Source organism: Gimesia chilikensis (genome assembly GCF_008329715.1).
Lineage (GTDB): Bacteria > Planctomycetota > Planctomycetia > Planctomycetales > Planctomycetaceae > Gimesia > Gimesia chilikensis.
The window spans coordinates 321,598-335,663 of record NZ_VTSR01000007.1 but is presented as its reverse complement, the minus strand read 5'-3'; the positions used below and the strand labels follow the sequence as shown (position 1 = coordinate 335,663).

The following is a 14,066-nucleotide window of genomic DNA, read 5'->3' as shown; positions in this document are numbered from 1 at the left end:
CTCCATATTCTCATCTTCTCTCAAAACGAACTGCCTCTGCCTCTATTGAATTCTTGGAAATCAACATCTCAGATTCAAAATGCCAAATGTTGTAATGCACTTTCACAACACAGGTGGTTTGTCTTTCGATTCTTTTTACATGCTCATACTCAGTATCTAAATCAATCAGATTCTGCTTAACATCACAAGCAGAAATGGCTGTTGCTTTGACTGTGTTTTCTTTGTTGTCAGTCGAGTTTAGGAGAATATCTAATCTGTTCAATGTTGTTTGTGATCTGTTAAAAAAGCCCTGATGAAATGAATCATCAGGGCTTTTGATTCTTGGGCGGATAATATCAAACGTATCTGTCATATTTCCCTGCTTTGATTTCAGTCAGTAACTCAGTGACCAATTCACTAGCATAATGCTTCTGCAGTGACTCTTTGAGATCGTCCTCCATCTGGAGGATGCAAACAGACAAAGCCCGTTCATCGTCTTCCAAATCATGCCCCTCAATGTATGCTGTATACTCATCACGAACCTCATCAAGCATACTAGATTTCAACTGTTCTTTTTCTGTCATTTCGTCTGCCTCATAAAAATCTGTCAGCGGTTTGGTTACTTCATGCCATTCATTTTCAGGATCTTTGAGCCACAAAGTTAAACTTTCAATCTCAATATTTCTGTCTGTTTTCAAGTCTTCCAACTCCATCTGAAACACATCCGTTGAAGTTGTTTCAATCTGATGCTTTGAATATTGCGGATGATCGGCAAGCCATTGCTTACCCTCATCCTCAGACGCGAACAGGAAAGCGGACAGTGTGCCTGTTGAGGGTGAATTTACAGGCTCAATATCTATTACCATATTTCTAAAGGGATGATTTCCCTTACTCTCAGCAACTCTGTATAAGTAACTGATTTCTGCCGGTAAACCCCCAAGCTCAAACTGCTCTAACATCTAAAGCCCTTTCGTTTTTCGATTGTGAAACGTGAACGATACAGTATTTTAACCACACTGTTCTTTTGTTCCAAGCAAATAAATAGCCCAGATGAAATGATTCATCTGGGCTATCATTTTTGATGACCAATATTCATAAAATTAATCAGTTCTCAGTGCACTGGTTTCGTTTATCATTTCTGGATCATAAATCCGGTATTCCGGGGACAAGAATGATTTAGAGTACACAGTCCACGATTACTTCGGTGGATCGTAAGGTCTCAAGTCTCACGAAAAGGAAGTTGTCCAAAATACTTTTGCTCCAACTCGGCTGCTTCGATTTCCGCCAGAATAGCATCCACCCCCATCGGGATGGCAGGGGGGCGACCTTTGACCGAAAGGCTTAATTCTGAAGGGCAGGAAGATAGCATTCCACGTTCTCTCAATTCCTTTTGGTGCCTCATAAAAGTCGCCCTACTGGCAGGAAGTTCGTTGAGCTTTGCTATACGCTGATACTCATTTACTCTTTCTACGGCAGTCGTCAGATTTTGATCTTTGCAAACCCGCTGCACAATGGCATCGACGCCTGATAGCAAAGGGAACTCATTTCTCCAGTTTTCATCCTGCTTTATCCTTCGCTCCCACGCCCTGACAAACATACGAGCGGAGAGATTGTCGATTACATGCAAATTAGATGTGGCATAATCAAAAACAATCTGATCCCAGAACCACTCAGCTACATATCTCGCAACTTCTTCATTGGTTGGATCAAAACAATAGCATTGACATCGATCTATGATTGCAGCAGTCTCATCTGAATGCCCGAACCGAAATGAATTGCAGATGATACATACCTTACTATTTGTCTTATATTTTTTTGGCGTTAAAGTCGCTTCCAGATCCTTTACTGTACTCGACCATGACATCGTTTTGGGGAAAGTGGTTTCGGTTAATTCCCTCAGTACAATACGCCCATTTTTTGATGCCCATAGTGATTCGGCGTCATCAAGAATTATCAGCTTATGCCTGTGTTGATAGAGCTCAATATATGAATCTAGGGGCTTTGCATTGCCCTCCAGATAATGTGTAATCCGCCAGTTTGCATTTTGCTTGAGATAGTGACTTTTGCCTACGCCAGAACGGGCAATAATGAGTAGACTGCTTCCGGTTTGACCGCTCAAAAACAAATCAAACTTTCGGTGCAGTTCGGAGTAGGTGCGAATAGTGTTACGACGTGCTTCCTCTGGAATATTTGCTCCTCTCATTGGTGCATTTCCTTTTTAATGAGACTTGAGACTGGAGCGTGTGCGTACCTTTTACGCAGTTAATCGCTCGGGGATAAAAGGAATTGCAACCCACTGTTCTATAAGGAACAGAAAGAGCATTTTTAACGATGCTCAAGCTTCATTTTAGTCAGCCGGGAGTTTCGGGCAATTTTTTTTGTGTCCAAAACTTCTAACTGAGGCAGGGGAGCTCGTTGAAAAACAACGGCTCCCATTCTCGATATCCATTGCAAACCACTGCTCTGAGAGCAGAAAAGATCATCAGTTCGATGTCATGTAATTGTTATACAGCGGAAATTTTTCATTGTAAAAGAGTTTTATAAATTTAACGAAAAGTGCATTCCCGCCTCTCCATCGAGATTAGGACCATAATCCGTCAATGTGACCAACGCATAGCAGCGATCATCGTTACCAAGTCCTTCCACAAAGCCACCATTTTTAATCAATTAAATAATTAATCGAAATCTGACACTTCCTACGAGTGACCTACTATCGATTTATCTGGGGCCAGCCAGCCCTAATTCTGGTTTTAAGGCCGTTCATGAGTGCCCCAAAATATTTTCGCATGATCTAAATGCCTTATTTTTCTGGAGCTTATCACCACCAATATTCTGGCGAGATCAAAATAATTGCTTAACAATTATTTTTTTCGTCTGTATAGTCCTGTAGCGATGAAGTTCATCGCACCAATTCATTCAGCCCATTCTCAGACAATGCTGCCTCACAGGGAAAGAGACATCAGGGGGAGGATGAGGGAGGCAACAAAATCACCAGTTAATCGAGAGAAAAGGGGGGGCCGCCATAATGCAGTCCAAATATCAAATTCTTCCTCCACTGAACGAGCAGGAGTACGAAACACTAAAAAATTCCATTGAGATCGACGGCCTTAACTATCCAATCATCGTGGATCAGACAGGTGAAACTGTTGATGGTTTTCATCGACAACGTGCATGTGAAGAACTGAAGATTAAGTGTTCGCGGATAGTGCGTAATTTTGATTCCGAAAGTGAAAAATACGAACTGGCTTTGTCATTGAATTGCAATCGACGCCAATTAAGCCAAAACCAAAAACGAAAGGTTATCGAAGGATATCTGCTCCGAGATCCCCAGATCGCTAACAACAATTTAGCTGATCTTGTTGGGGTATCAAAAAATACCGTCGCTAGTGTTCGCGAGCATCTGGAGGCAACTGGTCAAATTGACAAGTTCGAAAAGCTTCGTGGAAAAGATGGCAAATTACGAAATAAAAAGCGGAATCAAATCATCACAAACTCTGACAGGGAAGCAGAGAAGGCAATACTGATTATTGGGGACTTACCTGATAGCTGCACTGGCAAAACTTATGACATGGTAACCGCTAATCGTCGAGCAAGAAGAAACCGGAATGCTAAGAAACGTAAGGAAAAAATTGAATCGGTGGCACCAGTGAATGAAGATGATATTCGTCTGTATCACACACGATTTCAGGATCTGGAGATAATTGCAGGAATTGAACCAGAATCAGTCAATCTAATATGTACTGACATCCCATATGGAAAAGAGTTTCTTCCTGAAATTGAAAGTCTTGCTGAATTTGCTGAGCGTGTCCTCGTGGAAGGAGGCATTTTTATTACTTACAGCGGTCAATATCACCTTCCCGAGGTCATGGAGAAGTTGGGACAGCACCTCACATATCGTTGGGAAATATCGTCGCATTACAAAGGAGATGCAACACTACTATCACTGGGTAGTTACAAAGTCACTTCGAACTGGAAACCAATACTTGTCTACTCTAAAGGAGCAACGACTCTGAAAGGTCGTTTCAATGATGTCAGCCATGTTCAATCGAAAGAGAAAGCGTGGCATCATTGGCAACAGCCTTTAGATGAGGCGGTGAAACTAATACATAATTTTTCATCTCCCGGCGATCTTGTAGTTGATCCATGCGGCGGGGGATTTACAACAGCAATAGCATGTCGAAATTTATACCGCAGATACATCGGTAGTGATGTTGAGGCAGAGTGTGTTTCAAGGGGAAGGAAACGTCTTCAACTGACTCAAGCACTCTCTGAGTACGTCGAAGATGCGATTGATATTGGTAGATCCAACGTAATCGAGATGCTCATGGACTGGGCTCATATCTATTCCGTTTCCTTCGGGGAGGCCTCAGACCTGTTTCATCAACTATCAGACGAAATCAAGCAGACTATTGATTACAGACTCATAACAGCCATCTGAGAGTTTGGGTTCGAAAATATGTTCACAGTAGGAAATCACTGTAGGTAAAGCGTTTTGATGCTCAGAAGGAATTCGTGCTGGATGTGTGTCGTAAAGAGAGCTTGGCCGGAACCAAGCTCTCTTTTCTTTCAGTATTCCAATATTTATCGATTAAAAGGAGGAAGTTATGTCAATCAGAGTTGTTCATGGTGCGAGTGAATCGTCGTTCGAGTTGTCCGGTCTACCGATTGAAACTGTAGCCGAATTAATACGGGATATCTTAAACATACCGTCCCAGTTCATCAGTTATTTAGATGGGCATGTTGTTTCCAACAAGCGTGTTCTGAACAGAGAAAATAAAGTGTTAGAGTTTGTAAAACCTTTCGGCCACAAAGGCGGGCTGCCAGACTTTTGGTCCAAAAGTGAATTGTTCGAATTCTTTGGGAATGATGCAATGGGGCGAATGATCGAAGCTGGGCTCGATCTGGAATCGAATTCAGTTATTCCCAAAAGTGAAGTCATAGCTTGGAATGACTGGCTGCAGAATTCAGAGGAACCACGACTGGAGATCCCCGCGAGAGTCGATATCAAAAAAGAAATCATCCAGATGAATGGAGTGAATTACCGTGTCGATCAGGAAATGGCTGCAATAGTTAAATGCATACTTGATGCCAAGGGGGCTTGGATCACAATTGCTGAAATGCAGAAGAAATATCCTGAATATATTGTGAACAACCGCGTCGACAATGTGATTCGCCGAAAGCTTTATACTCACAAATCAGGTATCGGCGATTATATCGAGGGCAGTTGGAGAGGTTATCACCTGACCTCTCTCAAAGAGTGAGGGACGTTAGCAACATTTTGTTCGGTCGTCCCTCAACTTTAAATCCGGTAGATTCCCTGCGTTGGATATGTCATACACGTAGTCTCGTTCAACGAAAGGGAAAGAATGATGACAGACAGAGAAAAATTAACTGCTATTCTAGTTCAAATATTAGATTTTTCGGGTTTGAAGGTGCAGAAGCAAAAAAAGATATATGAAAAAATCACTCGCAGTTTATATCAAGCCGCAGAGGATGCAGCTTTAGAAGTTGATGAAGACATGGAAGCTTATTTAGTCTGGCAAATAAAGCAGATTGTAAATGATCAGATAATAGATGTGTCGAGGAACTAAGAAACTTTTGAGCACAAAAAGTCAAAAATGATTCTGGGCACCACTTCCTCAAATTGGTTATAAGGTTGCCCTGCTGCTTTTGGGGCAGACAATCATACTTTAATTTTTATGAGGGGATTATGAGAGATGAGTAATAATAAATCTATCTGCTATCGTTGCGGGTGCAAAAGATATAACAAACGTGTATCTGTCATTGTGGAGTGCAGTAAATCAGACTTGCACAAAGGATTCGAAAATATAGGTGATGATATGCATAGAGGGCAAATCAATCTATGTGATGATTGTGCAAGTGCAATCAAGCCAAACGACAGCTTACCTTGGTTGACTGGGGTTGATGAGCCAACCGCAATTTTTAAGACCGAAATACGCTCATTATTGATCCAAAATTTTCTCAACTCAAAGGGGATTTGAGATGACAAAAACAATTAAAAGAGAAATCACAACAAAGGCAATGCAAAACTTTTGGGCCGAAAAATCAAAAGAACTGGAAGCCTTAACCAAAAAGTATAAAGGCAGACCTGATATTTATGGCGATATGTCTGATGATATCCCAGATACAAAATCAGTCTCTGCCGAGCTGGCAACTGATGTTGAAATATTGCTTGAGCAGTATTTCGGGTTTGACAGATTTGGTTTTCGTGATGCGTTTGATGCTTCTGGTGGTGATTTTGCTTTGATGATTGACGAATCAGTTGAGAATCTCATTGATTCGCATTTGTAATTTATGGACCAAAATATTTTTCTGCCTGCTTCGCGGGCAGTATCCGCTATTCGTAGCGTGTGGGTTGCAACGAGAAGTATATGAGAAACTTAAAGTTTCAAAAGCCTCTGTGAATTCATTTTTCACAGGGGCTTTATCATTGTAATCAAGGGGTTTGTTGTTTTAGTTCCTGAACAGCCTGAAAACATCAGGGATTCGATTAATAACGAACTTCTAACCGCTTTCTATGAAATTCATAACACGGAAACTGTTCACAGAATGAAATCACTGGAAGCAAAGCGTTTTTTTGCTTTGAATCGATTTGTGCTGGAGACATGTGGTAAGACGAACTTGGGTCAAACCAAGCTCCTCTTTATTTCAGTGCATCAATTTCATCTGGATCACTGCGTGTATTCAAGTGAATTATGGTGCGACCAAATTCTTCCGCGACATTGCTCCGCGTTTTGGACAGTGACTCAATACGCTCTCCGTCACGCAGGACCAGTACAGGACCAAATACACCATTTCAGGTACGTCAATCCTGCACCAAAACAGAATTATCACAGGACACCGCGTCCCAACAGGGCAGAACAGTCACAACACCATGAAACACAGAACAGGTCACACTACTGTAACTGACGTGACTTGCCTGTAGCGACAAAAGAAAAAACACCGCCAACGGCGGAAAACCTCGTCAACCGCTTACGAGGTTTCTTATATGGTTTTGTTACTTATAGGTTACTTATACTTACTTAATGTGTGACATTTTGCATCACGATTTGGAAAAAAGTCATCATCTGCATGAAAATATGCATCACTTTTTCAGGAAAAAATGCATCATTATTTGGAAAAAATGCATCACCCAATCATACATAAAATGAAGCACATCACTGCATTTTAGAAAGGAAACATGGAGAAGAGACTAAAACAAATTGCATACTTGAAACTACTGAGGATTTCCGAAAAGAGCAAATTCTGCGACCAGCTTGAAAAAGGACCATGCCGTTCACTCTTTCATGAACGGCTTGTGTTCAGCTTTTTGGGCTACTCCGACCGAATTGGCAGGCCAGTTTCAAAAAGACAAATTGCTGAGGGAACCGGTCTGTCGCCGAGAACAGTTGAAAAAACGCTCAGTACATTGGGGTCAATGGTCATTATTAATAAACAAGGAAAGTGGTCGCCGGTAACACCAGACACTGACTGGTTTGGATTACTTCCTGATCCAGATGGGGACCATTGGTACGATACGCTCCAGTATGTAAAGCTCTATCTGCCACGAAGAGGTGCAAAAATCAGATACGAAAAGTCCGTCAAGCGGTTCGGTCTTAACCATGCCGCCGTTTACTCACAGTTAATAAGTCTTGCTGGTAGATCGTCAACAGTATTTACCACTGAGACAGGGCTCAGCTCATTACTAAACGGAATCAATCGCAAGACCATCGCGACTGTGCTCAATGATCTCGATCATGTCGGGCTGATTAATAGGGAAATAGTTGGTAATCATCTGCGAGTCCAGCTTTTATCCCTGACCGACGAACATCTCTTATTATTTCGCCCAATTCCCAAAGGGGAAAAGATCGCGGTGAAACAGCCAAAACATCCTGCAGATCCGAATAAGTATGAATTTAAAGGTGACAACTATGATCAATGGAGAAAACTCTGTCAGGGACTGATGGCACAATCTTACGCCGAAAAAGCCATCGAAATCTCAGTTGAACTCATGGAGAGTTTCGACTGCTTTCAAGAATTCTTAATCGACACAAAAAAATGGCATGAAAGCAACCGAAAGAAAGGAAAGGTCACCAAAGGTAATCTCGGGGGATTTCTTGTTAGCCGTTATAAAGGAAAATTAAACAAACGCAAAGAAGACGAAGCCGAAGAAAAGAAAATCCAAGAACTACATGATTACTGGGATTCCGATAAGTATCAAGCAAAAGTCGAAGCCGAGGAGAAAGTTGCGGCAGCAGATCCTCTACACAAAAAACATTTCTTTGGGGTTGAAAGCATTACTTCAAGAGTCTGTTTTAATCCAGATAATGCTCAAAAAAACCATCAGGAAGCTCAACGTCTAATTGACGATTTTCAAAGACACATTAAACATCAAATCCTCATTATGGGAAATGATCTAAATGAGAGTGCTGCGAGAAACCTAAGATTAGAGTCCAGCAATATTGCCACAAAATATCTTCGCTACGCTATTACACCTTTTAATGATCACTATAATTCTGATTCACGGGCAACAGAAAATGATTTTATAGGTACTATCAATAAGATTCTAAATAAGTTTGAATTAGATGAATTCATATGGGTGAGCAAAATGGAAAATGCCAATGAGCAGCCGAGCAACAAATCTTAGAGATGGCACGATTGAAATCCTGACAAACGATGGTGACCGTCTGATTCTATCACCTGATGAAGCCCGGACATTCCATTCTGAGATCGAGAACAATCTGCTCCAAATATACTCAGACGATCAGACAGATTTCGAAAACCGGATTCCAATAGTTGCAAATGACATGACTTTCTCACTGGAAGAGGCAGAACAACTTTCTGCCAGATTGGAGAATTTACTTAGCCACGAGGGCAGGGGGCCGGAACAGAGAATCGACTGGCTCAGAGTTGGATATTGAAAACAGAAAATGATCTCGACTGCATAAATAAGGTATGCAGGAGAATCCACTTTATAATACGACCAAATGGCAGCGAGTCCGCGAACGCGTTTATGAAAGAGACGATGGACTCTGCCAGCTATGTGGAAGACCGGGAATTGACACGCACCACCTGAGATATGACATGGGATTTTATAATGAAGATATCCTCATTCTTGTCTGTCGGAGATGTCACAACATCTGGCAAGGCAAGACTCCCAATCACATCAACGACGAGAATGAACTGAAACTGGTTTTAAATCGGATTGCTGAAATCGCCAGAGCACTCGATGGGCTGGAGTGCGTTTATGATTTTTCTGGTGGGGTCTGTAAGTGGGGACCACGAGGTTAAGAACCATCGTCGGCAATAATTATCAAGACATCCTCTTTTCCTAACTTTCTAACGCCATCTTCATTCACTTCACATAGTGCCGAAGCTAATTTCTCAATCTGTTTCCACGTTGTAAATTCATCAATTTCTTCAATAACTTCCAAGATAAAATCAGTATCCGATTCAGCATTTTCAAATGCATGGTATTGCAACAGGGATAGACGATCAGCCTTACCAAATAGACTACCATCGACTTCGATTGTTCTTGATGAAGCGTCACCAAACTCATAAGTTACAAAGATTGAACCCGGGTCAGTGTCTGTTCTTTTCGTATCCTGAAAGAATAAGTACCAATCAGCTATTTTATTATTGGAGCTGAAACGTAGGTCCTGATTCGTTTCAGTCATTGCGTTATGTTTTGATTGAACTAACATCCCTGCAACTGCCACTTTTGCTCCATTCCGTTTCATTGTGATATCTTCGTTTTGGCTAGGAAAGTCATTTCCGCAATCATCCGCAGGTCTAAAGCTTCCTTCCCATCGATTTCGTTCTTCGCTGAAATGAATTTCAATATCTTGAATCTCAATGCCCAACTTATGAGCAACAATCGCATGCCCAGCTTCGTGAAATGCAGCGGATAACATTTCTTTATCGTTCATTTCCTGTTTCCTCAAAGAATATCATTAAGAGGAGTCATTATTTTGCGTCTTCAAGTGCTCGTTTTAAGTCTTCCAGTTTTCCGATGGAACTTCCTCCAGTAGTTCAAAAGAAATTTTCCTCAGATGAAAAAACCTAATTCGTATTCATCAATGCTTTCGCTATAACTACTGCAATTTCTTTTTGATCCATCCGGCATTAATTCCATTTCCACATTTCACTTTTATTATCGAGTTTGACCTTACCGTCATCAGGTTTTGGACCTTTGAAAGTAAATATAATTACCGGAAGTTTCTTTCGTTCTCGAAATTTTAATTCCCATTCCACAAAACTCGGAAGACCAATAAACAGCCACTCTGCATTGTCTTCTTCTTTTAGTGAATTTGTTAGTAACCGCTCGAATGCTTTTTTACGGTTTTTCGCCAACGTCTCTTTCCCAGTTCTGAATAACATGATTTTATAGTCTGCCGAAATTTGTGTGAGCTTTAAACAATCTCTATAAATATCGTTTACTTTAGTGTGAAGTTCTGACTCGGCAATTAGTTGAAACTTAAATATCTCATTCATTAGATTTAAATCATCTACATTGTTTTCATCTTTATAGGTGAGAGGGATCGGATAGTTACTAATTGAAAAATCAACCATAAACTCGCTAAGCTTCCTTCTTGCTTCAGATTCGCTAAGCTCATCCCCTACTTCTTTGACGTAGTTTATTTTTGATTTGCTTCCCCTCCTATAGCGTACAGCCCTATTATGATTTAGGTGCCATAACAATGTATTTAAGTCTTTCTTGCTTAATGCACGTTTTGAAAAACGGCAAGTATTATTTTCACCTACGACAGATTTACAACTTTCGAGAGCATAGAAAATTGACAAGGTGTCTACCCAAGTGCCTAAGATTTCTGGATTCCAAGTGCCTCGCTCTTTTTCTTTTTTTATGATATATCTTGTAAATTCGTACCAATCCTGAAAATTGAGGCCAAATGTATTTAAGAGAGTCTTGAGTTTATTAGTCATGATTTCATCAATTCACTTTTGTATAAGCCAGATTGTGATAAATGGTCTTGAGGCTGTAGTGCAATGATGAGTATCACTGCTCTCTCTGCGTTTCAGGAGCTGATGTGATATCGGGGCCATAGAACTGATTACTAATGAAATGCCACAAGGATAGAATTAAAAGTCATTGATCAAAATCTAGTTCTGGGCAGAAGTAGTTTGAGATTTTTCGAACGATCCTTTGATAAACACTCAATCGATCCCCTGCTTGATGGATGTTATTCATCCAAGGATCACGTATAATCCATTTGCAAATAGCATTTTTGTCTCGACCATCAGCCGCCTCAGCTAAAGAACAAATCTGTTTGTAAATTTCGCCAGTAGAATTGGTAATTCTGCTAATCAGAATGGCACATGTAATTATCGATTGATAAATACAGTTCTCATTAACGTTCTCCCTTAAACACTGCCAGTCAAATTCACTTTCCATTCTTTCTATAAGATATTCGAGTGATTTGAATTCCTCCGCCGACATGCGTTCTATAGCGTCCGCGGCATTTTGTTGTGTTAGAACTGATCGAACTTCTGCCCAAATCTCATCAGAATGTAATACTTTACGGAGTAATGACGCAGCGGAATTGTTTAACAGCCATCTAAGATTCTTGTTATCTGGATCTAATTGTTGACAGATGATATCCCTCGTAATTAAGCGAAGTAATGTTAGCTTTATACGAGAAGACATGAAAAATTTATATGCTTGTGTGTTCCGCTCATGGTTTTCTTTTGAATGGTCTGACGAAACGCCATGTACGTACAGAGAACGTGCAGCATAAAGGCCATAGAAGAATTCGTTGATGTTATTTTCATTCCCGTAGATATCGCATAGCATTTCAGCAAATCGCTCACCTACACCTCGTTGCATTGCGTCAATGTCGAGGGCTGCTTCTATCGCAGCACAATATAATGCAAAGTCCTCAAATGGGGGCGAGGTAAAAATATCAGAAAATTGAGTACGAAAATATTGGCGAACTGCTACAACTAATCTGTCATATGGATCAAGATTAAATCGATTCAGAAGTGCGATGTTATAACTTGAATCTTGAAAGACCTGATGTTGTCCAAGCTTCCCTCGAACTGGAAGGGGAGGGAAAAGAATTAAGCTCTTAGATGATTCAAGAATGTCGCCATGCTTAGTCCAGTATGAAACGAGGCTGCTATCTTGTGTTTCTGATTGATTAATATTTAATAAGTGATATGTGAAGCACTCGGAAGGTATTCCATATTTGGTTCTATCACATAGGAAATATAAGATCGCAACAATTTCATCTATGTGTTTTCTCAGATATTCCTCATCCTCACTGTGGATAATTGTTCCATACAAATAACTACCGGCAACCTCGGAATTTATTCGAGGAAATCCACGATGAATTTTTAAATGTTCAGGACGTTCTACTCCGAGTCGGCCCCGCCAGTTCTCGTCTGAATCTTCAAATATAATTGCACTTCCAATTTGTAATTCAGTATGGCCGTAAGAGGCGAATGAAAGCCTACAATAAGGCATCCAATAAATCATCATTTCACAGATTGCTTTCTGACACTAACAATAAATGAATTATCATTCCTGAATTTAGTTTTATCTCTGGATACGCCACAATCAGAATCAATATTCTTCACTTCTAAGCAAGGGGTGGTCCTCTGGAATTACACCACTCAAGGAAAAGGTAAAGCAGGCTTAGTAGCATCTACATTATCTTTAGTAGAATCTTTCTTTGATTTTCTGACCCATACAGCGTACCCGTTTCCAAACGTTTCGAGTCTCCAGACATTTTCATCAGGCTTGAACTCAAGTCCATAGCCAATTTTAACAATCAAGGTACTACTTTCTTCTGGTTTATCTCCTACGATTGCTACATAGTTGTTGCCATGTTTCTCTGTTTTAATGTAGCTACCACTGTGAACTCCCGCATATTTTCTGGCTCTGACAAGTGCCTTGATCTTCTCCCCATGTCCCCAGTCAAAATAGTGTTTCCAATAAATACAGGGGACTCCGGGATGGGTTAAAATGAACGCATAGCCCTGCAGAACTTTTTCATTATTCGGAAAGGAGTCGAATTGTTTCTGAGGAAAACCGGTATCATGGTTTTCGAGAAATGTAACAGACTTATTTTTATTAACAGCAATAAGACCATCGGAAACACCATCCTTAAATGCTATGGCAGGAAGATGATCATATTCTCCAGAGTTGATGTGATGACGCAGAAGTTCAAATGTAGCGAAATCAAAAGCAGAGCAGGCTTTTAGAGCTGGGTCTGGTTGCCCTGTCATTTTGGTGCCATCAATCCATTCTGAAAGACGAAGTGGATTGCTATCCCAGAATTCACCGACAGCAAAGGTCGGTTGTGAATCGAAGTCGTATTCCGAAACGTATTTTGGATCAAATCCTTTTACCATGTCATATCGCCAGCCACGATATCCAAAGTTCCTCAACTTTTTCAGATAGGCTTTGATTTCAGTGCGAAGAGAGGCGTTCTGATGATCGAGATCTCTGGCACCATGCCAGTTGGGATAATTTGAACCAGTATAATCAGGGTTTCCTTTGTCTCCAGCTAACAGAATAGCTCGATCATCTGCAGACGGTAAATTTGATGGATCCTGAAACCAAAACTCATCATTAGAGCAAATATATTTTGAGGGCCAATTTGGATTTTTGAAAGTAGCCCAGCCGCCTGTACCATTTCTGTGGTTGATAACCAGATCGGCTACTGGCTCAATACCTTTTTGGAGCAGGGTATGAATAAGCTGACGATGTTCGTCTAAACTGCCGTAGTTGTTATCAAAGTCATTGTATTGTTGTGGATGATAACCTGCTCCTTCTCCTTGTGAAGGGGGAGGGAGCCAAATCAAATCTATTTTTGCATCCGCCAATTCTGAAGCTTTACTACGAACATGGTCATACCATTTCTCCCTCCAGTGAACGACATATTGGAATCCTCCCTCTCCCGTTTGTTGTCCATCCTGATGCGACTCCCACATGAATCCCTGCATCATGACACGATCATCATTGTAGCCTCCTTGGCCAAATACAGGCCGAACTAGAGTAATGAAGAATACAACAAAGAACCAGTTACGAAACTTAATCATGGCCTAGTCTTTCTTTTACAGAA

Annotated in this window: 15 protein-coding genes; 8 read left to right on the top strand and 7 right to left on the bottom strand. The window is 40.8% G+C overall.

Going from position 1 to position 14,066, the window contains the following annotated elements:
- Positions 1-10: 10 nt before the first annotated feature.
- The 3 genes from FYZ48_RS11095 to FYZ48_RS11085 all read right to left on the bottom strand — a co-directional run bounded on the left by FYZ48_RS11095 (position 11) and on the right by FYZ48_RS11085 (position 2,182).
- A complete protein-coding gene (locus FYZ48_RS11095; RefSeq protein WP_149340312.1) occupies positions 11-352 on the bottom strand; it encodes a hypothetical protein in 342 nt (113 codons plus the stop codon).
- Complete coding sequence (locus FYZ48_RS11090; RefSeq protein WP_149340309.1) at positions 336-938, bottom strand: hypothetical protein; 603 nt, start codon at positions 936-938, stop codon at positions 336-338. The genes FYZ48_RS11095 and FYZ48_RS11090 overlap by 17 nt, the downstream gene beginning before the upstream one ends.
- Positions 939-1,198: 260 nt before the next feature.
- Positions 1,199-2,182, bottom strand: coding sequence for a hypothetical protein (locus FYZ48_RS11085; protein WP_149340307.1), 984 nt, complete (start codon positions 2,180-2,182; stop codon positions 1,199-1,201).
- An 822-nt stretch (positions 2,183-3,004) separates the two neighbouring features.
- Between FYZ48_RS11085 and FYZ48_RS11080 the strand changes: the two genes are divergently transcribed.
- From FYZ48_RS11080 to FYZ48_RS11045, 8 genes are all read left to right on the top strand, one after another.
- A complete protein-coding gene (locus tag FYZ48_RS11080; protein ID WP_149340305.1) occupies positions 3,005-4,417 on the top strand; it encodes a DNA methyltransferase in 1,413 nt (470 codons plus the stop codon).
- A 166-nt stretch (positions 4,418-4,583) separates the two neighbouring features.
- A complete protein-coding gene (locus FYZ48_RS11075; RefSeq protein WP_149340303.1) occupies positions 4,584-5,240 on the top strand; it encodes a hypothetical protein in 657 nt (218 codons plus the stop codon).
- Positions 5,241-5,348: 108 nt separating this feature from the next.
- On the top strand, positions 5,349-5,570 hold the full coding sequence (locus FYZ48_RS11070) for a hypothetical protein (protein ID WP_149340301.1): 222 nt from the start codon (positions 5,349-5,351) through the stop codon (positions 5,568-5,570).
- A gap of 126 nt (positions 5,571-5,696) precedes the next feature.
- Positions 5,697-5,981, top strand: a complete 285-nt coding sequence (locus tag FYZ48_RS11065) for a hypothetical protein (RefSeq protein ID WP_149340299.1) — start codon at positions 5,697-5,699, stop codon at positions 5,979-5,981.
- A 1-nt stretch (position 5,982) separates the two neighbouring features.
- On the top strand, positions 5,983-6,291 hold the full coding sequence (locus FYZ48_RS11060; protein ID WP_149340297.1) for a hypothetical protein: 309 nt from the start codon (positions 5,983-5,985) through the stop codon (positions 6,289-6,291).
- 889 nt (positions 6,292-7,180) lie between these two features.
- The gene (locus tag FYZ48_RS11055; protein WP_149340295.1) at positions 7,181-8,626 is read left to right on the top strand and encodes a hypothetical protein; all 1,446 of its coding nucleotides are present in this window, start codon (positions 7,181-7,183) and stop codon (positions 8,624-8,626) included.
- Positions 8,601-8,900: a hypothetical protein gene (locus tag FYZ48_RS11050; protein ID WP_149340293.1), complete on the top strand. Its 300-nt coding sequence runs from the start codon at positions 8,601-8,603 to the stop codon at positions 8,898-8,900. The genes FYZ48_RS11055 and FYZ48_RS11050 overlap by 26 nt, the downstream gene beginning before the upstream one ends.
- 34 nt (positions 8,901-8,934) lie before the next feature.
- Entirely contained in the window at positions 8,935-9,270 is a 336-nt protein-coding gene (locus FYZ48_RS11045) for an HNH endonuclease (RefSeq protein WP_149340291.1), read from the top strand.
- Here the strand turns inward: FYZ48_RS11045 and FYZ48_RS11040 are convergent.
- From FYZ48_RS11040 to FYZ48_RS11025, 4 genes are all read right to left on the bottom strand, one after another.
- Positions 9,267-9,908 (bottom strand): hypothetical protein, encoded by a 642-nt coding sequence (locus FYZ48_RS11040; RefSeq protein ID WP_149340289.1) that lies wholly within the window; start codon positions 9,906-9,908, stop codon positions 9,267-9,269. The two genes, FYZ48_RS11045 and FYZ48_RS11040, sit on opposite strands and share 4 nt — an antisense overlap.
- 196 nt (positions 9,909-10,104) lie before the next feature.
- Entirely contained in the window at positions 10,105-10,923 is an 819-nt protein-coding gene (locus tag FYZ48_RS11035; protein WP_149340287.1) for a hypothetical protein, read from the bottom strand.
- 163 nt (positions 10,924-11,086) lie between these two features.
- Entirely contained in the window at positions 11,087-12,478 is a 1,392-nt protein-coding gene (locus FYZ48_RS11030) for a hypothetical protein (RefSeq protein WP_149340285.1), read from the bottom strand.
- A 134-nt stretch (positions 12,479-12,612) separates the two neighbouring features.
- Complete coding sequence (locus tag FYZ48_RS11025) at positions 12,613-14,043, bottom strand: alpha-amylase family glycosyl hydrolase (protein WP_149340283.1); 1,431 nt, start codon at positions 14,041-14,043, stop codon at positions 12,613-12,615.
- Positions 14,044-14,066 lie beyond the last annotated feature (23 nt).